This is a genomic window from Streptomyces sp. NBC_01363, assembly GCF_026340595.1.
Classification (GTDB): Bacteria; Actinomycetota; Actinomycetes; order Streptomycetales; family Streptomycetaceae; genus Streptomyces.
The window spans coordinates 5,913,190-5,934,973 of the sequence record NZ_JAPEPF010000001.1 but is presented as its reverse complement, the minus strand read 5'-3'; the positions used below and the strand labels follow the sequence as shown (position 1 = coordinate 5,934,973).

The 21,784-nt window shown below is 68.7% G+C and carries 19 protein-coding genes and 3 pseudogenes; 9 read left to right on the top strand and 13 right to left on the bottom strand.

Features of this window, described 5'->3' with window-relative positions:
• Positions 1-24: 24 nt before the first annotated feature.
• From OG611_RS27090 to OG611_RS27080, 3 genes are all read right to left on the bottom strand, one after another.
• Positions 25-1,221: a macrolide family glycosyltransferase gene (locus tag OG611_RS27090; protein WP_266424967.1), complete on the bottom strand. Its 1,197-nt coding sequence runs from the start codon at positions 1,219-1,221 to the stop codon at positions 25-27.
• 58 nt (positions 1,222-1,279) lie between these two features.
• The gene (locus tag OG611_RS27085) at positions 1,280-1,933 is read right to left on the bottom strand and encodes a CatB-related O-acetyltransferase (protein ID WP_266424964.1); all 654 of its coding nucleotides are present in this window, start codon (positions 1,931-1,933) and stop codon (positions 1,280-1,282) included.
• 72 nt (positions 1,934-2,005) lie between these two features.
• Positions 2,006-3,478: an MFS transporter gene (locus OG611_RS27080; protein WP_266424961.1), complete on the bottom strand. Its 1,473-nt coding sequence runs from the start codon at positions 3,476-3,478 to the stop codon at positions 2,006-2,008.
• Positions 3,479-3,629: 151 nt separating this feature from the next.
• Here OG611_RS27080 and OG611_RS27075 point away from each other — a divergent pair, with 151 nt between their 5' ends.
• Positions 3,630-4,193, top strand: coding sequence for a TetR/AcrR family transcriptional regulator (locus OG611_RS27075; protein ID WP_266424959.1), 564 nt, complete (start codon positions 3,630-3,632; stop codon positions 4,191-4,193).
• Between the two features lie 100 nt (positions 4,194-4,293).
• Here OG611_RS27075 and OG611_RS27070 read toward each other — a convergent pair whose 3' ends face one another.
• Positions 4,294-4,542: a Tn3 family transposase gene (locus OG611_RS27070; RefSeq protein ID WP_266424958.1), complete on the bottom strand. Its 249-nt coding sequence runs from the start codon at positions 4,540-4,542 to the stop codon at positions 4,294-4,296.
• 148 nt (positions 4,543-4,690) lie between these two features.
• Here OG611_RS27070 and OG611_RS27065 point away from each other — a divergent pair, with 148 nt between their 5' ends.
• From OG611_RS27065 to OG611_RS27055, 3 genes are all read left to right on the top strand, one after another.
• Positions 4,691-5,770 carry a site-specific integrase gene (locus OG611_RS27065; RefSeq protein WP_266424957.1) on the top strand — a complete coding sequence of 360 codons (1,080 nt, stop codon included), beginning with the start codon at positions 4,691-4,693 and terminating at the stop codon, positions 5,768-5,770.
• Positions 5,767-6,093: a helix-turn-helix transcriptional regulator gene (locus tag OG611_RS27060; RefSeq protein WP_266424954.1), complete on the top strand. Its 327-nt coding sequence runs from the start codon at positions 5,767-5,769 to the stop codon at positions 6,091-6,093. Before OG611_RS27065 ends, OG611_RS27060 begins: the two co-directional genes overlap by 4 nt.
• 464 nt (positions 6,094-6,557) lie before the next feature.
• Positions 6,558-7,733: a hypothetical protein gene (locus OG611_RS27055; RefSeq protein ID WP_266424951.1), complete on the top strand. Its 1,176-nt coding sequence runs from the start codon at positions 6,558-6,560 to the stop codon at positions 7,731-7,733.
• 90 nt (positions 7,734-7,823) lie between these two features.
• On the opposite strand, the gene OG611_RS27050 is transcribed toward OG611_RS27055, so the two are convergent.
• Positions 7,824-8,213, bottom strand: a complete 390-nt coding sequence (locus tag OG611_RS27050; protein ID WP_266424948.1) for a VOC family protein — start codon at positions 8,211-8,213, stop codon at positions 7,824-7,826.
• An 87-nt stretch (positions 8,214-8,300) separates the two neighbouring features.
• On the opposite strand from OG611_RS27050, the gene OG611_RS27045 reads away from it, so the two are divergent.
• The gene (locus tag OG611_RS27045) at positions 8,301-9,113 is read left to right on the top strand and encodes a TetR/AcrR family transcriptional regulator (RefSeq protein WP_266424946.1); all 813 of its coding nucleotides are present in this window, start codon (positions 8,301-8,303) and stop codon (positions 9,111-9,113) included.
• Positions 9,114-9,672: 559 nt separating this feature from the next.
• Here OG611_RS27045 and OG611_RS40740 read toward each other — a convergent pair.
• Positions 9,673-9,834, bottom strand: coding sequence for a hypothetical protein (locus OG611_RS40740; protein ID WP_323180277.1), 162 nt, complete (start codon positions 9,832-9,834; stop codon positions 9,673-9,675).
• Positions 9,835-9,870: 36 nt separating this feature from the next.
• Between OG611_RS40740 and OG611_RS27040 the strand changes: the two are divergent.
• Both OG611_RS27040 and OG611_RS27035 read left to right on the top strand, forming a co-directional pair.
• Positions 9,871-10,086 (top strand): annotated as a pseudogene (locus tag OG611_RS27040) (aminoglycoside phosphotransferase); the annotation flags it as partial.
• A 170-nt stretch (positions 10,087-10,256) separates the two neighbouring features.
• A complete protein-coding gene (locus tag OG611_RS27035) occupies positions 10,257-11,084 on the top strand; it encodes a recombinase family protein (protein ID WP_266424943.1) in 828 nt (275 codons plus the stop codon).
• 51 nt (positions 11,085-11,135) lie between these two features.
• Here OG611_RS27035 and OG611_RS27030 read toward each other — a convergent pair.
• The 3 genes and pseudogenes from OG611_RS27030 to OG611_RS27020 form a co-directional block, all read right to left on the bottom strand.
• Positions 11,136-11,375, bottom strand: a pseudogene (locus tag OG611_RS27030) (hypothetical protein); the annotation flags it as partial.
• Between the two features lie 96 nt (positions 11,376-11,471).
• Positions 11,472-13,424 (bottom strand): hypothetical protein, encoded by a 1,953-nt coding sequence (locus OG611_RS27025; RefSeq protein WP_266424940.1) that lies wholly within the window; start codon positions 13,422-13,424, stop codon positions 11,472-11,474.
• A 44-nt stretch (positions 13,425-13,468) separates the two neighbouring features.
• Complete coding sequence (locus tag OG611_RS27020; RefSeq protein WP_266424938.1) at positions 13,469-13,867, bottom strand: hypothetical protein; 399 nt, start codon at positions 13,865-13,867, stop codon at positions 13,469-13,471.
• A 395-nt stretch (positions 13,868-14,262) separates the two neighbouring features.
• On the opposite strand from OG611_RS27020, the gene OG611_RS27015 reads away from it, so the two are divergent.
• Positions 14,263-15,174 carry a DUF4158 domain-containing protein gene (locus OG611_RS27015; protein WP_266424935.1) on the top strand — a complete coding sequence of 304 codons (912 nt, stop codon included), beginning with the start codon at positions 14,263-14,265 and terminating at the stop codon, positions 15,172-15,174.
• Positions 15,060-15,359: pseudogene (locus OG611_RS27010) on the top strand (IS6 family transposase); the annotation flags it as partial. The gene OG611_RS27015 and the pseudogene OG611_RS27010, both read left to right, overlap by 115 nt.
• A 160-nt stretch (positions 15,360-15,519) precedes the next feature.
• On the opposite strand, the gene OG611_RS27005 reads toward OG611_RS27010, so the two are convergent.
• From OG611_RS27005 to OG611_RS26990, 4 genes are all read right to left on the bottom strand, one after another.
• Complete coding sequence (locus OG611_RS27005) at positions 15,520-16,173, bottom strand: response regulator transcription factor (RefSeq protein WP_266424932.1); 654 nt, start codon at positions 16,171-16,173, stop codon at positions 15,520-15,522.
• Between the two features lie 4 nt (positions 16,174-16,177).
• Entirely contained in the window at positions 16,178-17,689 is a 1,512-nt protein-coding gene (locus OG611_RS27000) for a histidine kinase (protein WP_266424929.1), read from the bottom strand.
• 85 nt (positions 17,690-17,774) lie between these two features.
• Positions 17,775-19,022 carry a Clp protease N-terminal domain-containing protein gene (locus OG611_RS26995; protein WP_266424926.1) on the bottom strand — a complete coding sequence of 416 codons (1,248 nt, stop codon included), beginning with the start codon at positions 19,020-19,022 and terminating at the stop codon, positions 17,775-17,777.
• Between the two features lie 1,322 nt (positions 19,023-20,344).
• The gene (locus OG611_RS26990; RefSeq protein WP_266424924.1) at positions 20,345-21,535 is read right to left on the bottom strand and encodes an IS110 family transposase; all 1,191 of its coding nucleotides are present in this window, start codon (positions 21,533-21,535) and stop codon (positions 20,345-20,347) included.
• Between the last annotated feature and the right edge of the window lie 249 nt (positions 21,536-21,784).

Sequence of the window (21,784 nt, the reverse complement as noted above, 5' to 3'; positions counted from 1 at the left end):
CCGGGGAAGGGAAGCGGCAGTGCTTCAGAGCGCGGGGCCCTCGGCGGTGGCCAGCATGTTCTCGATGAGGTCAGCAGCGCGCGGGGTGCCGCCCTCGGCCCGGGCGGCGGCCTGCAACTGCTTGGACCGGTCGACGCGTTCCGGATCCGTGATCAGGTCGTTCAGCGCCGCGCGAAGGGTCTCGGCGGTGGCGTCAGCGGTGTCCACACGGCGGGCGACGCCGAGTTCCACGAGCCGGTCGGCGTTCATGAACTGCTCGGCTCCCTGCGGCACGGCGATCATGGGAACGCCGGCGAGGAGCCCTTCGCCGCAGCCGCCCATGCCGGCGTGGGTGACGAAGGCGTCGGCCTGTTCCAGGATCGCCCGCTGGGGGACCCAGGAGTGCACATCGACGTTGGGCGGAATGGTGCCGAGTACCTCGGGGTCGGTGTACTTGCCGATCTGGAGTACAACGTGCCAGCCGGGCAGGTCGCCGAAGGCCGCGATGCACTGGCGGTAGAACGCGGGCTGGCGAGTGTACGCCGAGCCGAGCGAGACCAGCAGCACATGGTCCGCGGCCGCCGGGCGGGTCCAGCCGTCCGTGTCCGCTCGGGTGTTGAAGCAGGGGCCGACGAAGGTCACCGTGTCGGTGTCGACTCGATCGGCGTGCGGCTGCATCGCTCTCGGGATCAGGGCGAGGGCCCGGGCGGGCGGGCCGGAGAACGTGTCCACGTCCGTGGTGGCCGCCCCGCAGTCGGCGAGCCACCGCGCGAACCTGTCCCGGTACGCGTCGGCGCCCGGCAGCTTCCGCAGATGCGCCGCGACTTCCTCCCGGTAGCCGTCCCAGCCGACGAACGTCGGGGACAGCTGCACGAGGGGACGGCCCTGCGCTTCGGCGAGGGCGCGCGCGGCATAGGCGCCGATGTCGTAGAGGTACAGGTCGGCCGGATCGTCGTCGTAGGCGGCGCGCAGTTGCGGGAGCGCCTGGACGGCGTCGTCGAGGAAGAGGCTCGCCGCGGCGATGGGATCGGCAGGCCAGTCGTTGTCCGCGACGGGCAACGCGGAGGTGCAGGGCAGCAATTCCGCACCGGCGGACTCGATCCGGTCGGCCACGAACGGATCGTTGGCGTAGGTGACCCGGTGCCCGCGGGCCACCAGCTCACGGATGAGCGCGAGGCTGGGCAGGACATGGCTGACGATGGGGACGCCGACCATCGCGATATGGGCGCGGCGACGGGACATGGGCGATCACTCGTTTCTGGCGCGGGACGGGTGCGGGCGGTGTGGCGAGGACGCGGTGTCAGGGCTGGTCGATCTGCGCGGCGGCCTCCTCCAGGTCGGTGACGGTCCCCGACATGATCGTCCGTACGTGCCTGGTGATGTGCTGCACGGGCCAGTCCCACCACGCCACGGCGAGGAGCCGGGCGATGTCCGCAGCGTCGTAGCGGGTGCGGATGAGCCGGGCGGGGTTGCCGCCGACAATGCCGTAGCCGGGGACGTCGCCGGTGACCACGGCGCCGGCGGCGATGATCGCGCCGTGACCGATGCGTACACCGGGCATGACCGTGGCGCCCTGGCCGAACCACACGTCGTTGCCGACGACCGTGTCGCCCCGGCCGGGCAGGTCGGTGATCAGGTCGAAGTGCTCCGCCCAGGAGCCCCCCATGGTGGGGAACGGGAAGGTGGAAGGACCGTCCATGCGGTGGTTGGCGCCGTTCATGATGAACCGGGTGCCCGTCCCCAGCGCGCAGTACTTGCCGATGACAAGCCGCTCGGGACCGTAGTGGTACAGGACGTTGCGCGTCTGGAACGCGGTCGGGTCGTCCGGATCGTCGTAGTAGGTGAAGTCACCGACCTCGATCAGCGGCGACTTCACCAGCTGCTTGAGCAGAACCACGCGCGGGTGCTCGGGCATCGGGTGGAGCACGGTGCGGTCAGCGGGAATGGGCTGCATCGTGGAGGCGGTTCCTCTCTAGTGGGGGTGTGACCCAGATACGGCAGAAACGGGCCATGGGATGATCTTGGTCTAGTTCGGGCTGTTCGCGGATGCCTTGTTCGAGGTGGTGACCGCATCTGGATCGGTGGAACGTCGCGGCGCCGCGGCGCCTTCCGCGGGCTTGGACCTCGCCAGCCACAGGCCGGTGAACACGGCGGTGGCCAAAGTGACGGCGCCGGCAGCGAGGAAGGCGCTGTTGAGGCCGGTCTCGAAGGAGGCGCCGCCGGATTGCCGGGTGCGGACGATGGCTCCGAGTACCGCCACGCCGAGCACCGCGCCGATCTGCCGGGTGGTGCTGCTGATGCCTGACGCGAGGCCGCCTTCCTGCGGGCTGACTGCCTGGATGGCGGCTCCCGTCAGTGGGGACATGGTCAGGGCGAAGCCGATGCCGACGACTCCCAGCCGCCACCACACGTTCCCGTAGCCGGTGTCGGCGTGCACCATGCCGAGTGCCAGCAGTCCCAGGCCGGCCAGGGCCAGGCCGGTGGTGACCACGATTCGGAAGCCGTACCGGGCGGCGAGCCGGCCCGCGTACGGGCTGACGATCACCATGGCGAGGGATACCGGCAGGGTCTGCAGGCCGGCGCGCAGGATCGAGCTGCCCTGGACGTACACGAAGAACTGGGAGAAGAAGAACGACGAACCCATGAGCGCGAACCCCACCACGACCATGGCGGTGTTGGACACGGTGAACAGGCGCTGCCCAAACAGCCGCAGCGGCAGCATCGGAGCGGACCGACGCGCTTCGACGGCGACGAAGGCGGCGAGGAGGATCACCGCGGCGGCGAAGCTTCCCAGGATCACCGGCGACGTCCAGCCGCGGGCACCACCCTCGATTAGCCCGTAGGTCAGCACCCCCACCCCCAGAACGGACAACACCGTCCCCGGGATATCGATCGCGGGGGCGCTCGGATTGCGGGTCTCTTCAAGGCTGCGCAGACCGACCAGCAGAAGAACCACGCCGATGGGCAGATTGACCAGGAAGATGGCGGGCCAGCCGAAGGCATCCGTCAGCACGCCGCCGGCCACGGGGCCCGCGGCCAGACCGATTCCGCCGAATCCGGCCCACAGCCCGATCGCCTTGATTCGTTCTTGCGGCACGGGATAGGCGGCGACGAGCAGGGCCAGCGAGGCAGGGCTCAGCGCCGCGGCCCCGATGCCCTGCAGCACCCGGCCGGCGACCAGCCAGCCGAGCGAGGGCGCGAGGGTGCACAGGCCCGACGCGGCGGTGAACACCGCCACGCCGGTCAGGTACACCCGCTTGCGGCCGAACCGGTCGGCGAAGACACCGCCGGACAGCAGCAGCATGGCGACCAGCAGTACGTACGCGTCGACGATCCACTGCAGACCGGTCAGTTGAGTGTGCAGCCGGTGCTGCATATCGGGCAGCGCCGCTCCAACAATCGTGTTGTCGAGCAGAACCATGAATTGGCCCAGGCAGATCACCGTGAGCAGCACGGCCCGGTCTGGTCGACTGCCTACGGCCGCAGGCGATGCCGCCATGAGGATTCCTCTCAATCGTTAGTTGCGCCCGGCCATGGCCGACGCGGGTGGCGATACACCTGAGCGTTCTAAAGCAGTCAGCGACTGCGTTAGGCGACTGTAAGGAGGGTCGCCTCACGAACGCAAGTCACGACTGCGTTAAGGTGGGGGCGTGAACGAGCAACAGCGAGCCCGGCGGCCCGGCGGGCGGAGCGCCCGCGTCGGCGCGGAGGTGCACCAGGCCGTCACCGACCTGATCAGTGAGCGCGGCTACGGCAACTTCACCGTCGGCGAGGTCGCAGCCCGCGCAGGCGTGGCCGACAGCAGCATCTACCGCCGGTGGGGCAGCCTGGAAACCCTGCTCACCGACGTGGCGCTCACCCGCCTCAACGCGCAGTCGCCGATGCCCGACACCGGGAGCCTGGCCGGCGACCTGCGCACTTACGCGGCCCAAGTGGCCCGCGAGATCACCGGACCCGACGGCCTGGCGGTGGTGCGCCTGGCCGTCGCCCTGTCGAGCAACGGTCAGCAGGGCCTGCAGGCTGGCGCCGACCTCCGCGCCGAACGCACCCGGCAACTGCAGTCCATGCTCGATCGCGCCCACGACCGTGGCGAGCATGCACCCGACGCGTTCGACGTGCTGGACCACATCCTGGCCCCGATGTATATCCGCGTCTTGTTCGGCATGGAGCTCACCCCGGACTACGTCGACGGGCTGGTCGACCGAATGCTGTGACCTCACCCCGGTCCCCGGGATCAGCCCTCGGACGCGGTGCCAAGGCTCCGTGCTCGCCGACACCCGCCCGGCCAGCTCAGGCATCCGGCCCTTGGCTGGCTCACGCGGCCTGGCTGAATCCGTCGGCTGGCGAGCCGTCGCCGCGGATCGGGGTGAAGTCGACGTCCAGGTGCGGGTCGTAGGCGCCGGGTTCGTCGGCGAACTCGTGGATGGAGTATTCGCCGAAGCGGCGGATGTGCTCGGTCAGGTACGGCGAGACCTGCGCCAGGTCCTCCGGGTCGACCTTCTCTCCTTCGTCCTGCAACTGGCGGACGATCTCGGCGATGTGTGCGACATCCCGTGAGTTCACCTGAGCCCCGCTGAGCCCTCGCCCCTGTGGCCAGGGGTTCTTCCTCCTTCGTGTGCTCTGTGGCCTCGTGACGTAACTTCGGGATTCTTGAAGCGTTCTCATCTCGTCCGACTGATTTGCAGTCGGACCGAAGGTGAGGAGGCTCGGGTTGGCGGCGCTGGCAGTCGTACGGGACCTGCATGAGCACTGGGCGCCCGCGTCAGCGGAAGAGCTGGAGAGGTTCGAGACGGACGTGCTGTCCGGGTTCGTCCTCGCGAGGGCCTCGGCGGGCCTGGCGGACGGCACCATCCGTGGGGACGTCGGGCACCTGGAACAGATCCGCACGTGGTTCGGCCGGCCGCTGTGGGACATGGAGCCCGCCGACGCTGACGCGTACTTCGGGAAGGTCCTGCGGAACTCGCCCAGCGGCACCCGCCTGGCCAGGTCGCAGGCGCTGACCACGTACTTCATGTTCCTGGAGCTTCGGCACAAGGTCGAACTCCACCGCATGACCGGCCGGGTGGTCGAGTGCCCGATCGACGAGATGAACCGGCCGCGCGGGGTCAAAGACGCCCAGCTGCGGATCCCGCCGACCGAGCCGGAAGTCGGGACCTTGTTCACCGGCTGGGGCGGCGAGCTCGCCACTTGCCGCAAGTTCGCCCCGACCGCCCGGAACTACACCGCCTCGAAGCTGATGTCCCAGGTCGGCCTGCGGGTGAGCGAGGCATGCAAGCTCGACCTGGACGACATCAAGTGGGAGCTGGGCCGCTTCGGCAAGCTCCACGTCCGTCACGGCAAGGGCGCCCGCGGCTCAGGGCCGCGCGAGCGGATGGTGCCGCTGATCAACGGTGCCGACAGGACACTGCGGTGGTTCATCGAGGACGTCTGGGGCCAGTTCGACGACGACCACACCCGCCCCGGCGCCCCGCTGTTCCCTTCCGAGCGCAAGAACGCCGACGGCTCCTCGCGACGGGTCGGCGACGACGCTTTGCGCGGCGGGCTCAAGGAGGCGGCCAAGGCGCATCTGCCGGGGTGGGGCGAGAGGCTGACGCCGCATGTCCTGCGGCATTTCTGCGCGTCCCAACTCTATGAGAACGGACTGAACTTGCTTGCAATTCAGGAGGTTCTGGGACATTCATGGATCGCTACGACGATGCGATACGTCCATGTCCAGCAGACTCGGGTCGAGGACGCCTGGGGCGCCGGGACCGAGCGAGCCGCGAAGCAGCTGGAATGGCTGCTCCGATGAGATGGAACCTGCGGCTGACGGCCGCGAACAAAGGCATCTGGAAGGCGTCCGAGCTCCAACGAAGCCTTGCCGAGCACGGGTTGGTGATCTCGGCAGGGAAGATGTCCGGGCTGTGGTCCGGCCAGCCGATCTCCCTCAAGCTGGAGGACCTGGACGTCATCTGCGTCGTCCTCGGCTGCGAGATCGGCGACCTGCTGATCCCCGAGCCGGACAAGGTCCGCCGCCACGGCGAGGAGACCGGCCAGCAGGCCGCCGCCGCATCCGGTCCGGCCCCGGCGGTGGTGCCGCGTCGGCGGGACGGCCGGTCCCTGCCGCCGATGTGACGCGGTGAGTCCGCGCAAGGGCTACCGCAAGCCCGCTACCAGCTGTGACGGTTGCTTGGCCTGGGGCGTGTTCACGGGCAGGCTCTGCCCGGCGTGCTGGCAGTTTGCTCGTCAGCACGCCGCCGGCGAGTGCGGGGCCTGCTGTCGGCGACAGCCGCTGAAGTCCGGCTACTGCCGACTGTGCTGGTGCCAGGCCCGCCGCAATATCCGTCTGGCGACCGGCAAGCCGACTTCGGCCGGGCACGTGATGGCACCCTGGCTGCGGCAGGTCGGTGACCTTCAGCTGTTCTTCGTCGGCATGCACCACCACCGCGGCCCCGCCGCGACACCGCGGCCCCGTGGCCAGGCCCGACGGGGGCGCCCACTCAAACCGCCACCGCCCGCTGCAGTCCGTCCGGTCAGCCGCTGGCGCCAGCCGGTCCTGTTCGACGGCGTCCCCCGCGACTACAGCCGCTTCGCTCACGATGTGCACGCGAATCCCGAGAACCCCCTGGCTGGCCTGGGGATGCTACCTCGCGCACGGCCTGGCCGAGGCCCGCGGCTGGAGCCGCCGCGTCCGTCTCGACGCGGACCGGGCCCTGGTCGTGCTGCTGTCCCCGCACACCGAGGCCGACGTCATCCGATACTCGGAGATCATCGCGCCGCTGCGGGCCCTCGACAGCAGCATCGAGCGAACCGCCGAGGTCCTGGAATCGATGAACATCCTGCTCGACGACCGCAGGCCGTCCTACGAGGACTGGCTGGAGAAGCGGCTCGACGGCCTAGCCGCCGGAATTCGCCGGGAGGCCGAGCGCTGGAACCGCACCCTGCGCGACGGCGGACCCCGCACCCGCGACCAGTCCACCGTCTGGGCCTACCTCAATGCCGTACGCCCCGCCCTCCTGGAATGGTCCGAGCGCTACGACCACCTGCGCGAGGTCACCCGCGACGACGTCCTCGCCCACGTCAAGACCCTCCACGGGCACGAACGGCGCCAGACTCTCGTCGCCCTGCGGTCCCTGTTCGGCTGGGCGAAGAAGAGCGGCATCGTCTTCCGCAACCCGACCTCCCGCATCAAGGTCGGCACGTTCGAGTACGCCGTCCTGCAGCCCCTGCTGCCCCAGCGGTTGACCCGGTCCGTCGAAGCGGTCCGCAGCCCGGCCGCCCGCCTCGCCCTCGCGGCCTCCCACGCCGCCAGGGCCATACGCGCTCTCCAGTTGGACGACGTGGACCTGGGCAACCGCCGGCTCACCATCGCCGGACGCACCCGCCCCATGGACGACCTCACCCACCAGATGCTGCTGGCCTGGCTGGACTACCGGCGCCGGCGCCGGCCGAACACCGCCAACCCCCACCTGCTCATCAACCAGATGACCGCGCTGGAGACCGGGCCGGTCAGCGGCTGGTGGATCAAGCACGAATTCCACCGCCAGGACGCCACCCTGGAACGGCTCCGCGTCGACCGCCAGCTTGAAGAAGCCCTCGTCCACGGCCCCGCCCCGCTCCACCTCGCCGAGGTCTTCGGCCTGGACGAGAAGACCGTGATCCGCTACGCGGATTCCGCACGGGCCCTGCTGGAGCAGGCCGCCGAGGTCGGCCCTGTTGGGACTCCTCGAAAATTCGAAAATCTCCAGGGCCGCTCGCGTTCTCTACCTGATTGAGGGGCTCAACAACAGGTCGGGGCCTCTCCTCGCGGCGCCCTTGTGACCCTAGCTGGGCGTCATCGTTTGGGAGCGGCGCCGCCGGTTGTCTCAGCGGCTGGTGGGTGCGTTCCAGTCGACCAGTTGGACGATGACGCCATTGGGGTCGCGGACCTGAAAGGCGCGCTCGCCCCACTCCTCGTCGGTCAGCGGCATGGTGATCGCGACGCCTTCGGAGCGCAGGCGCGCCAGCTCGCCTTCGAGGTCCTCGACGACGAAGGCAAGGATCAGACCTGCGGTGTGCTCGTCGCGCTGGTCTGCCGGGAGGGTGTCCAGCCCCCGCCGCAAAAAGATGACGTTCATGCCGACGTCGTCGCGCGTCAGGGACGCGAAGCCGTCGGCGGCCATCTCCTCGCGGAACCCGAAGTGCTCAACGAGGAAGGCGCTGGCTGCGGGGACATCGTCGACGTTGAGCGACACGGCGCTAGAGGTGATCTTCATGAAAACTCCTCCGAGATTCACTGAGCATATTCTCTGTACGACGTACAATGTACATTGTACAGAGTTCGGCTGGGAGAGGATGACTCCATGCCAACGGAACGAACCAGCTCGGGCGACCCGGCCCACACCCTGCAACTGCTGTGGCGCGGCTCCTCCTCTGACCGTCGCCGAGGACCGCGACGGGGGCTGAGCATCGACGCGGTGGTCGAGGCTGCCACCGCCATCGCCGACGCTGAAGGCCTGGCCGCGGTGACCATGCGCCGGGTGGCCAAGGAACTCGGCGTGGTGCCGATGACGCTGTACACCTACGTCCCCGGCAAGGCCGAGCTCCTCGACCTCATGCTCGACGCCGCCTACGCCCGCATGCCCCGCACCGACACCACCGGACAGCCCTGGCGCCAACGCGTCACCGCTATCGCCGAGGAGAACAAAGCCCTCTTCGAACGCCACCCGTGGGCCGCGGCCGTCTCCACCGTCAGGCCTCCGCTGGGGCCGGGGCAGATGTCAAAGTACGAGCACGAACTGTCTGGGCTCGACGGCCTCGGCCTCAGCGACGTCGAGATGGATGACTGCCTGACCCACCTACTCACCTTCGTGCAGGCATGCGCCCGCACCGTCGCCGACGCCCGCGCCGCACAGCACGACAGCGCCCTGAACGACCAACAATGGTGGGAGCTGAACGCCCCACTCCTCGCCCGGGTCCTCGACGAGAACGCCTACCCCACTGCCGTCCGCGTCGGCGCAGCCGCAGGCGCCGCACACAGCAGTGCCTACGACCCCGCCCACGCCTACTCCTTCGGCCTGCAACGAGTCCTCGACGCCTTCGCCGCTCTGATCGACCGAAGCGGAAACGCGAAGACATTGACTTCATCGCACCGGCACGACGCCATTGCCCCGTGAGCCTGCCTCGTGAGCCGGAGCACCTGTCGCCGATGCTCCGGCTGGGGATCTCGGTGAGGAGGTCTGGCTCTTCTCCGAGCACGGGGTGGTGCAATCAGCCTCCTCACTCCAGCGAGCTGAGTACGAACCCGCGGACTCAGCGCCCAGCATCAGGGGGTCGTACCTGCGGGTTCGCGTTGAAGTACCTTCAGTTTCCATGAACCTGCGGGCTTCTCCGGGGCCGAGTAGGAACGGACCAGGAAACCGGTGTTGCTGTCAGAAGTTTTGACAGCCCATGATGGCGTTCCGTGTAGCCCCGGCTTCGCACGGGCCGACTCTGATGCATCAAGGATGCCGAACCCGCTGGGTTCTGACCGTTCGTGCGGTCAGAACCCAGCGGGTTCGGCATTGTCGCGGGGTGGGCCGGTCATGGCCGCAGGCACATCCGCCCGCGGCCATGACCGGCTCAGGGCCGGCGGTCTGCTCGCCGGTGCCGGACGGAAGGCAGCTGTGGCTTTCCGCCCGGTGACTGCGCAGGTCGGGTAGGTCGGACTCGGCGGATCCGCTTGTCGGTCCTGGTTCAGCGTGCTGCGCCGAACCAGGTGGTCAGCGCCTCGCGCAAGCCATGGTGTGCTGACTGTTCTGGCGAGTTGGCAGCTGCGGCCCAGGCGACGTATCCGTCGGGGCGGATGAGTACGGCAGAGGTGGGGAGGGAGTTGTCGCCGGGCTGGGCAGCGACGATGTCGACACGGTCTTTCCAGCCCTCGGCGGTGCTGGCTGGCTGCTACTCCCCGCGGGCGGCGCCGCACGGTTTTTCAACAGCTACGCACAGGCGGACGAGGCAGCGGTGCGACGGGCGCGCGGACTGGCCGCGATGAGGAGCCTGTTCCTGATGGCGATGGGCCAAGCCGGGGATCGCGGCCTGCCTGGCGGCAAGCCGAACTGGGGGCCCGCAGGCTGGTCCGCACTTGATCGTGTCCTGAAGGGCCTTTGACGTCGGCATGGATCGACAAGTTACGGATGCCGCCACGGTAGGACAGCTACCCGGAGCAAACTGAGACGATCCCAGATCCGGACGTCTCAGAGTTCTCCGGGCACCCCAGGTCAGAGGGCCCCAGATGCCCGGACCTAGCTGAGACAGGACAGGAATCAAACGACTGCCCGATGTCCACCTGCGCCGCCCCCACGGGCTCGCCGTGCCGGACCGGCAAGGGCAAGGTGGCCATCCAGTACCACACCGCCCGCTTCCGCCTCGTGCCCCAACTCGCCATGGCCCTGAACGTGCCGACTCCGGCCGTGCGTAAGCCGGGGGCGGTGTGGACCGAGCTGCCCAGGCCGGTCAGCGCCGGCACCGAACCCGTCGGGCACGTCCGCCTGGGGTACGCCCGAGCCTCGACCGCCCGGCAGTCCCTCGACGCACAGCTCGACTCACTCGCCGAAGCCGGGGTGACGCGCGTCTTCTCGGAGAAGATCTCCACGCGTGCCACCAAGCGCCCGGAGCTGGAGGCTGCCGTGAAGCTCGCCGGGGAGATCCGCTCCTCCGGCGTCGCCGTCACCCTCGTCGTCCACGAGCACAAACGGCTCGGCCGCGGTATCGAACTCGCCATGCTCGCCGAGGAGCTGAAGGCCAGCGACATCGGCCTGGAGTTCCTGACGAGGGAGCTGAAAGGCTCACACGACCCATCCGGCATCGTGTTCACCGTGCTCGCGGCCATGTCCGGAACGGAGCGCGAGTACATCCGCGACCGCACCCTCGAAGGCCACGAGTCCGCCCGCAAGCGCGGCAAGACCATCGGCGGCGCGGGCGTCACCGACGAAGACATGCTGTCCATGGCCCTCCACCTGCGCGACCAGGAGATGAGCCTGCGCGACATCGCCAAGCGGCTCGTCACCACCACCGGCACGAAGAAGGGCCAGCACCCCTCGCCCTCCACCGTCATGCGGATGCTGCGCGAACACGACGAGCAGGCCGCGCTGGCAGCGAGCACATGATCACCCCGCTACTTTGCGGCTGGTGTCTGGGGTAGGACTCGCACACGCGCACCATCCACCCGTGATGAAGTCCTTGGTCTCGGCGAACAGCCCGCTCGTCACCGGGGGCGCCCCTCACCGTCTTACCGGATCCATATCCCCTCGGGCGCGAGCGCCTGCCCGTCGACGGACTCGCCAGTCTTCTCCAGCCGGGCCGCGAAGTCCTCCATGTACTGGATGTGCGCGGAGATCTCCTCTTACGTCCACCGCCGCTGCGGCGCGGTAGTGCTTGAGCAGCAGATACTTTGCCATGGTGGTGCTCCCTTGGTGCGGGTGCGGCCCACTGGCCGCGTTCACCGTGGGACGGAGCCGCGATGCGGGATCCCGACATCGGGGCCTGAGATTCTTTCACCCCCATCCTCCGCCGCGCCGCGCCCGCCGGGAGCGGATCGTGGCACGGGCGGCGACGATCACGAAGGCCGCCGCGCCTGCCGCCACCAGGCAGCGCTGGACCAGGGTCGCGAGGCTGTCGTCGTCCCCTTCCGGTGAGGCCAGTGCGTCCTCGTTGCCCCGCCCCGGCGTCGGCGGGGCTTCGCCGCCGAGCCAGATCCCGTCGCGGGACTTCGTCGGCTCAGTGAGGGAGTGGTCCACGTCGTCGGTGAGGGCGGGCGAGGCGGACGTCACCCGGTTGAAGCGTACGTTCGTGAAATCGACGCCTCCGTAGACATAGGTGTGCGTGTAGAGATAATCACCCTTGCGGGTACGTTTCTTGACGTTGAATTCACCCTTGGTGTACGAGCGTACGTATGCGTCGAACGTATCCCGGGGCTTCCACTTCTGCCGGGTCGCATAGGCGCTGATGTCACCGCTGTCGATGACCCTGCCGTACGTCGTCCGCTGCCTCGTACTCAGGTCCCGGTACCATTCCGCAGCGATTCGGCTGAGGTAGACCCTGCGGAGATCTGCGTATTCGGGGGCGGTGTTCACCGCGTCCACCACGCGGGGCAGGATGAGCCGCCGGAACGCCGACTCGTTGTGCTCCTGGACCGCTTCCGACTGCTTCTTGCACGAGGTCGCGTCCGAGCCGCCGCGCTGCTTGAGGTACTGCGTCTCCGTCTGGACGTCCAGCGGGGACTTGAGGATGTGCAGCTTGTCGCCCGTCGTGTACACGGTCGCCGGCGCCGGGACGATCCAGGTGCGGAACGAGGTGCACGAGCCTTTCAGCGAGCGCCAGTACGTGGCGCCCAGGGAGGTATCCGGGTGGATCAGTTTCCCCGTCGTTTTCTTCAGCATCAGGTCCGCCTGCAGCATGATGCGGCCGGTGTCGGTGCGGCCAAGCCGGGCGTCGATGATGCGGTCCGGCTCGTTCGGGTTGAGGTTGACCCAGAAGGTGGAGGGTTCGAGCTGGAGCCAGGTGAAGAAGGAGTCGGAGGCCTGCTGGGCGTTGGCCAGTCCGGTCAGCGAGGAGCCCTTCGCGGTGACCGGGGCCTTGAAGGCGTAGCGGAGGCCGCCGGAGTCGGAGAGGTAGCGCAGTTCGAGGCGGGTGAAGTCGATTCCGCCGGCGTTTTTCGGGCCGAGGGCGCGGGCGAGGCCGCCCGCTCTGGGCGGGGCCGGCTGTCCGCCGCAGGGGGCCGCTGACGGGAGGCAGTCCGGTGGTGGGGTGGCGAAGAGGTGGCCTGCGGCTTCCCGCAGGGCGGTGGTGCCCGCCTCGAATTCGCCGGTGTCGTAGCCCGAGGAGGGGTGGAGGATACGGACGTTCGGGTTTCCCTGGAATTGCCCGGCCAGGGCCTCGGCCTGTTCCCGGGTTTTTCCGACGAACACCACATTGTCGGCCTGGGTTTTCCGGCCAGCCGGGAGTTTGTTCCGGATCGTGTTGGATATCTTCCCGAGGTCCTCGGCGGCCGATCCCGTATTGGATGTACCAGTCGCGTCGACCACGTCCACGCTGATCAGCTTTCCGTTGCTCCAGGAGAGCTTGAGCATGTCGGCGGTGGTGCCGGAGAGTGTGCCGCCCTCGCCGATGGGGCCCTTTGGGACCAGGGGGTTGGCGTCCGATTGGAAGACGTACTGGACGCCGGTCCTCGTCTTCGGGTTGTAAGCCAGCCCCGACTGCTGGAGCTGCCGCGTCATCTGGGCATGGGCGGCGTCCGCGTAGGCATTGTCGCCGGCCGAGGCGAGACGATGGGGAACGCCGTTGGCGTCGATGATGAAGTCCGCGCCGTCGATGGTGCGGGCCGTCAGCGGCGGGCCCCACTTCGTATACGGGGGTGGGGTGGTGGCCGTTGCGCCGGGACTCGCGGCCAGGCCCAGCAGGGTCGCGAGGAGGCATATGACTAGTGAGAACCGCCGCGATAACGCCATGAGCACTCCCCATTTTGTGTCGTGGACAGGAGAGAAGACGTCCCTCACCCCCGGTCGGTTCTGCTCAGCGTCCCCGTCACGCTGATGCCCGGGTCGTGGCGTCGGGAGGTGCAGGGGAGGGGGACCTCCGTGAGCTTGCCGTCGTACAGCATCCACAGGCCGAAGCAGTCGTCTTCCTCGTCGCGGACCAGGACCTGCACGGAGTGCGGGTCGGGCCACGGCAAGGACTCCAGCTGGGGCAGCAGCCCGCGCCAGTTGTGCCGGATGAACTGGATGACCCAGGCGTAGCACTCCGCCGAGCCGGAGCCTGTGCCCTCGAAGACGGAGTCGTCGACGCGGGTGAAGCACTGGTACCACTCCCGCTCCGGATCGGGGCGGGTCAGCGGCTCCATCACGGCTTCGGCGTGCCGGGCGAGGACGATAACCTCCGCGTATCTGCTCATGCCGCCCAGTGTGCCGCGCCCAGGTCGAGCGGCGGGCGTTTCCGGGCCCACGATTCCCGCATGGTCAATCATCCGCTCCGGCCACGGCGTACCTAGCCCCGTCACCGGAGGAGCGCGCCGCCGCCGAGGTGCGTGCCGTTCAGGCGCGGCGGCGGTACGAGGAACGGCGGGCCGCGGCGCTCGGGGTCACCGCGCGGATCGCGCGCCAGGGACCGCCGTTCGTCGTCGCCGTCGCGGGACGGTCCCGACTAGGACAGTCACGAGGTGCGTCACCGGTCTCACCTGCGGCGGTCCGCGCCGGGCGGCCTGCCGCCGTTGCCCCCAGGCCGTCGTTTCGTTAGGCCGACCGAGTGATGGCAAACGGTCCGGTGACGGGCTGACGGTGAAGGGGCGGGATGGCGCGGGATCTGGGCCTGGACGAGGTCGTCGACCACTTCACGCTGACCAGCGAGGAGACCGGCTGGCTGCGCAACAAGACTGGCGCCACCCGGCTCGGCTTCGCGGTGCAGATGAAGTTCCTGCTCTGGCGCGGTCGGTTCCCGAAGATGCGGCTGGAACTGCCGCGCGACGCGGTCGCGCACATCGCCCGCCAGGTCGACGTCGACCCTGGCGAGCTGGCCAGGTACGACTTCACTTCCCGGACCGCCCAGCGCCATCGCACCGAGCTGCGGGAGCTGACCGGCTGGCACGAGTGCGCCCGCACCGACATGGTGAAGCTCACCTCGTGGCTGGTCGATGAGATCTGGCACGACGAGCGCCGCGAGGAGCCGATCCGCGCCGAACTGCTCAAGCAGATGCGCGTCGATCTGATCGAGCCGCCCACGGCCGATCAGGTCTCCACCATCATCCGCTCCGCGCTGCACCAGGCCGAGGAACGCGCGCTCGAAGAGGCCGCCGCCCGGCTGGCACTGGCCGAAGGGTGCACGCGGCGGCTGGACGCCCTGGTCACCGACACCGTCGGCGGCCAGGACGACGAACCCGGGGACGAAGAGGCCGAGGACATCGAGGCGGTCTTGTCGCAGATCAAGGCCCACCCCGGGAACGTCAGCCTGAACTCGCTCCTGGATGAGATCGCCAAGCTCCAGCAGGTCCGTGCCCTGGCTGTACCGGCCGATGCCTTCGCCCGTCGCTGTCACGTTGGCGGGTGGCGTGGGAGGATCCTCGGGTTGATCATGGTGGAGGGGGATCGTCCGTGGGGAGCGTGTCGCCGTCGTACAGGGGGCACCGGTACCCGGTCGAGATCATCGCGCACTGTGTGTGGCTGTACTTCCGGTTCCCGCTCAGTTTCCGTGAAGTCGAGGAGCTGATGCTCGAGCGCGGTGTCATCGTGTCCCACGCGACCGTGCGCCGCTGGTGTCTGAAGTTCGGGCAGGCGTACGCCAACGCGCTGCGCCGCCGACAGCCACGGCCGGGGGACAAGTGGCATCTGGACGAGGTCTTCATCAAGATCAACGGTGAGCAGAAGTATCTGTGGCGGGCTGTCGACCAGGACGGCAATGATCCGGGGACACCTATGGATTCCTCGACGTCGGTGGCGGTCAGGCCGTCGACGCCGGGAGTCCGGGCTCCCCGGTTGCCCGCGACCCGGTCGAACGCCACCAACAGCGTCGCCGGATCGTGCACGAAGTTGAACACGACTGCGGAGGGCCGGCTCACCGATCGGTGAGCAGCCCGGCGTCGTGTGCGAGGACGGCGGCCTGTACGCGGTTGGCGCATCCGGTGCGTGTGAGGATCCGGCTGATGTGCGCCTTGACCGTGCCGGCACTCAGATACAGCTGATCGGCGATCTCCGCGTTGGACAGGCCCGTGCCGAGCAACCGCAGGACATCCCGTTCGGCCGGGGTCAGCTCTTCGGTCCTGCGCAGAGCGACCTCGGTGTCCCGGCCGGACCGTACGTGCCGTTCCAGCAGCTGGCGGGTGATCCGGGGTGCCAGTACTGGTTCCCCCCTCGCGGCAAGTTGCACGGCGCGGATCAGCTCGGCGGGACCGGTGTCCTTGAGAAGGAAACCGCTCGCGCCGGCCCGCAGGGAGCGCGTCACGCTCGCTTCCTCGCCGAACGCCGTCAGCATCACGACACAGGTGCGGGGCGAGAGACGGGCAATGTCCTCGGCGGCCGCGATTCCGTCCCTGGTCGGCATCTGAATGTCGAGGAGGGCGACATCGATGTCCTGGGCTCGGCATGCCGCGGCGGCTTCCCGACCGTCGCCCGCCTCGGCGACCACCTCGATGTCCTCGGCGTTCTCCAGGATCAGCCGGATTCCCGCACGCATCAGCGCCTCGTCGTCGGCGACCAGGACTCGGATCATCAGCTCATCTTAGGGCTGCCGCCGTCAGCAGTACGACGAGGAAGCCCACCGTCGGCATGACCACGAGCAGCGCCACGCAGCCGGATCCCAGGACTCGTGGCCAGGTCAGGATCTCGTCCGGCAGCGGGGCACGGGCTCCTGCCCGTCCGATGCCGCCGGACTGCCCGATGCTGCCGGACGGAAGGCGGGCCGTGTCCGGAGGGGTTTCGGTAAGAGCCCCTGGGAGCGCGGCGAATTCCAGGGGGCTGTTCCCGTGGGTGGGTAGCCAGGCCGCCATGCGGAAACCGCCGTTCAGCAAGGCGCCCGCCTCGAACGCGCCGCCGAGCAACGAGATCCGCTCCTGGCAGCCGGCCAGCCCGCTGCGACTTCCTCCGCGGGAGTGCCCCGCCGCGCGCGGTGCGTCGTTGGTGACGGACACCTCGATCCCCCTGTCCGTGTCCCTGACCTCCACCCTGGTGGGCGCACCGGACGCGTGTTTCAGAACGTTCGTCAGCCCTTCGCGGACCACCCGGTGGATCGCCTGACGCGTACGAAGGCCCACCTCGGCCGTGTCGGGAACGGACCAGTCCAACTCGACGGTGCTGCCTGTCTGCCGGGATTCCGTCACCAGAGCGGTGATGTCCTCACGCGTTCCCCTCTCCTCCCCAGTCCTGTCCGACAGGTCTGTCATGTCAACGTGCCGCAGGACACCGAGGATCTCGCGCAGTTCCTCCATGGCCGTACCGGCCGTCGTGCGCAGCAGACCGGCCTGTCCGACGAGGGCAGGTGCCTGCCGCGCGGCAGCGAGTTCAAGCGCCCCGGCATACACGGAGATCAGGCTCAGCCGGTGGCCCAGGAGATCGTGCATCTCTCCCGCGATCCGGGTCCGTTCCTCCGTCCGGGCCGCCGCAGTGGTCAGCGTGCGGGCCTGTTCCAGATAGGCGTTGCGCTCCCGCAGCAGGCTGACCAGGGGCCGCCGCCGCCCCAGCAGGCTCCCAGCCAGAGTGGGAAGCAGCAGAAGCAGCACCGCGGAGACCGCGTTGCCGGCCAGTTCCGACGGCAAGTCATCGGACCGGATGAGGGCACAGACGACGGTCAGGACACCGACGGCGGCGCAGGCCATCCCGGCGACCTGCCACGCACGCCTCGGCGGTGCGATACGACGGGTAGCGGACAGCACGATCAGCGGCACCACCGCCAGCGTCCACACGTTGGCACCCACGAGCAGCAAAGAGGCGCCTAGGACGGCGGCGACCGGCCGACCGCGCCGAGCGGGGACGAGCAGCACCGCCCACACCCCCTCCAGCACCGCCGACGCTGGCTGTTCCGGGGGCGCCAGCAGCAGCGGCATCAGGCAGAAGGCTGCCGCCAGGGCACAGACCAGCGCCTCGACGCCGACCGTACGGCGCTCGGCGGCACGCACCTCGGCCCAGCTCTCGGCCACCTCGCGGCGTACCCACCGAGACACACCGGTCAGCGTGCGTCCCAGCCGTACGGACAGGCGCAACGGCCGTGTGTCTTTGGGTACCTGGCTCATGATCACCCCTGCCCCGCCACCGTGGATCTCCCGGGAGGAACGGTAGCTGCGGCGGTGGCGGTCGCCGCACGGCGGGCCCCGGGGGTCATGCGCCCAGCCGGAGGCTCAGCTCTGCCCGCAACGCGGCGACGTCCACCCGGCCGGCAGCCAGCAGCCGTACGACCACGCCACCGGCCCCGGCGTCCGTATCCGTCGCCGACTCGTCGAGCAGCGCGGACAGCAGGTGGACCGTACCGACCGTGGGCGAACCGTGCTCGGCGGCGGACAGCCGTGCGACCGCCATGGTCCGGTCGGCGGCGGCGGACAGCCACACCTCGGAGCCGTCGGGAACCGGAACGGACTCGGTTGCCGAAGCCGAAGAGACCAGGGAAATCTGCCGTACGCCGTGTCGGCGCATCAGGGCAGGAGCAGCGTTGGCGTCTGCCAGACTCCCGGGAAGCGAGCGCCCGGCAACGGACAGCGCCCGGTCCAGGGCCAGTATCCCCAGCAGGAGATCCACCGGCTCCGCCGCGGCACGCCCGCACCGTACCGCTTGCCGCACGCCCTCGACGGTCACCGCGAACAGAACCGGTGAGCCGTTCTGGGAGGCCCCGGAGGTCCATGAAGTCAGCGCGCGTGTCAGGCGGTTACCGCTCTTACCCAGCGTTCCGGCCCGGCGAAGAAGGGTGACGCCGCGGGATTCCGGTCCCTCGGTCTCCGCTGGGGCGCTCGCGTCCAGTCCGTCGAGCGCGGTTGCCGAGGCGGCCGTATCCAGCCTCTGCAGCAGTAGGGCTTCCCGTGCCCTGGTGTCCGGCAGGTCCAACAGGGCACGGGCCACGTGCCGGCAGCGCACCGAGATCGTCCCCTCGACGCGGGCCGACCTGAGCGCGAGCAGCAGGCACGCACGCATCGCCCCGGTCATCCCGGGCAGCGCCCGGCCGCTCTTTGCGGCCGATCCGCGCGAACCAAGGCCGAAGCGCCACCGTGCCTCACGCCAGGCGGCATCGACCTCTATCTCATCGGCTTCCTGATGGGCTTCCTCATCGGCGCCGGCTCCGACCGGCGCACTGTGCACCTCGTCGTCGCTCACCCAACCGAGGCCCGCCCGACCGGAGATCATGCCGCTGAGCGAACCGGCCTTCCGCATCCCCGGAGCGATCGCCTCACCGGCGTCCGTGTCCCCCATCACGAGCTCCCCCAGCAGGGTGTCCGTCCCCACGGCCGACATCTCGCTCCTGACCGCACGGCGCAGTGTCTCCACGAGCAGGTCCATGACGTCCGGCTCGAACTCCGTGGTCGCTCCGACCACGGCCGTGGCGTCGGCGTGTACTCCGGTCGTCCCTCGCTGGTCCATCGAATGTTCCCCTCGAAGCGCGGTGGCTTGGTCAACACGACGCTAGGCGTTCCCCCGCGACACCGCATCGGCCGACCGGCCACACTCCCGGTCCGATCGGCAAACCGGTTACGGAACATCAGTGACCCGGCGCACCCCGTCGTACGACGACTGGACAACGGATGTCACGCGGACCGCGGCCAGCTGTTTCAAGCGGACGTGTGCGGTGAGGATTTCGGCTCGTTTCACGGTCGTCGCGGGTTCGTGCCGTGGGACTGGCCGCCAACAGCCAGCACGAGCAGTCAGGACACCGACAGATCAACCTCCCGTTGACATCCAACCCAGTCGGGCCAGGCCAGCGCGCGCACACGACTAACTTCACTGTCAAAGGACAGGAATCACCGACATTTGCTCTCCGCTCTCACCTACGCAGCCACTGAGTGCGAGCGGCCGGAAGACATCGCATTACCGGACCTGCGGGGTGGGGAGGCGGCAGCAGCCGTCGGCGCGGTGTCGACTCCGTGCGGTCCTGGTCGTGCTCGTCGTCGGTCCGGTGCCCAGTAGGCGGCGACCCTGATTCGGGCCCGGCCGGGCCGGCGCCGCAGGGCCTGTGCGGGAACCCGCACCGAAATTCGAACACCTGATTGAATATGTGGATGACGTCCTTCCGTTTCCCCGACGACCTGATCGATTGTCCTCTGCCATCGGATCTTGCTCGTCTGTCATCGGAGTCTGACGACTGCGTGTTTGGTGACATCGATTCCTAATGCCGTTTGTCAAGCCGTTCTGGTTGGGTGCGTGGGGGTTCAGTCGGCCGATGTCTCGCACCTCTCGATCTTTGTAGCGACTGATCGGCGTTGCAGCCCGTCGGCAATGAGCCCCATCTCGACTAGCGTGCCAACCAGGCCAGTCTCTTGGAGCGCGCTGGCCATCACCCGTGCCTGGCCCAGGGGCAGGTGGAGCATCTCGCGCAGGACTCGCAAGACGGGGACGAGGCTCGACTCGTCGTCCGTGAGGCGAAGCCGTGCGGGCCCATGCTCTGCCAGCAGGGCATTCCTGATCTCTTCAGGAGTCGCTCCGCCTGTGTCCTGCTCGCACCACCCGTTGGGGCAGGCAGTGCACGCACCTTCGGTGCCCCACCACAACTGCCCATGGTCGATGTACTGGCCAACGTCGAGTATCAGCACGCCACCGCAGTCGTCGCACCGCGCCGTGACCTTTGCTCCTTGAGTGATCACCGGGCTCCTCACCGTCGGATGCCAGCAAGCGGATACTCCCGCAAGCCTGCCCGTCAGTCGACCGTGTTACCGCTGACCTGGCAGATCGGCTGTACGACAGAGGCGTCACGCTGCAAGCGCCGCTGGTGGCAAGGGCTCATAGGTCCGTCCGTCGCGTAGAAGGGCCCAGAGGACGTTGACGCGACGGCGGGCCAGGGCGAGGACGGCCTGGGTATGGCGCTTGCCCTCGGCTCGCTTGCGGTCGTAAAACCGTCGGGACTCCTCACACCTTCGGATACTGAACAGCGCCGAGGTGTAGAAGACGCGCTGGAGTCTGCGGCTGTATCGCTGAGGGCGCCGCAGATTCCCGCTGATCTTGCCGGAGTCGCGGGGAACCGGTGCGACGCCGCCGAAGCCTGCGAGGCGGTCGGGGGTGCCGAAGGCACTCATGTCGCCGCCGGTGGCAGCCAGAAACTCAGCGCCGAGGATGACGCCCAGTCCGGGCAGGCTGGTGATTACTTCGAAGGTGTGGTGATCGCGAAACCGGACCTCGATGAGCTTGTCGAGCTCCGCGACCTGCTGGTTAAGGGCCATCACTTCCTTCGCCAGCGTGTGGTCCATCTGGGCGGTCAGCTTCTCCCCGGGCAGGCTGGTGTGCTGCCGGTCGGCGGCCTGCACAGCTGTCTCGGCGAGCTGATCAGCCCTGCGGACCTTGCGGTTGCGGAGCCAGGTCTCCAGCCGTTTGCTGCCGATCCGGCGGAGGGCGGCCGGAGTCTGGTAGCCAGTCAGCAGAGTGAGGGGGCCGGTGTTGGTGAGGTCCATCGAGCGTTCCAGTCCGGGGAAAATGCCGGTGAGCTGACCGCGGAGGCGGTTGACGGTGCGGGTGCGGTCGGCGACCAGGTCCATGCGGCGGCGAGTGAGGATCTTGAGGTCGATGACGGCTTCGTCGCCGGTGCGTATGGGGTGCAGGTCGCGGCGGATGCGGATCTGGTCGGCGATGACGGCGGCGTCCTTGGCGTCGGTCTTGCCTTCGCCGCGGTAGCTCTCGGAGGCGCGGTGGATGGCCCGTCCGGAGATGTAGTGGACCGGCTGGTCGTGGTTGAGGAGGATCGCGATGGTCAGGGCGGCTCCGCCGTCGGCCAGGTCAATGCCCCATGTCACGTCGTCGCCCAGGGCCATGACGTCGGTGAGGAGTTCGAGGAGTTCGGGTTCGTCGTTGGCGACGCGCCGTGACAGCAGTCGGCGGCCGCTCTCGTCGATCGCGACGCAGTGGTGGTGGGTCTTTCCTGCGTCGATGCCGGCCCATATCGCGGCCATGTGGTGCCTCCGTACGGTGTGCTGCGGGTGTTTCCCGACGGACGACCTCGCTGTCGATTCCCTACGGAGCGATCATTCGCAATTCCTAATTGGCAGCCGAGTCGTCGTGGGGCGTCGGGCGGCCAATCGTTGGTAGCCACAAGCGGCAGAAGGTTGAAAGCCACACCCGACGCCCCTGGGTGGGCCAACCATACGAAGGGCTCGCCCGGTCCCGTGGAAGAACGTAGGGAAGGTTGAGCGCGGTGGGAG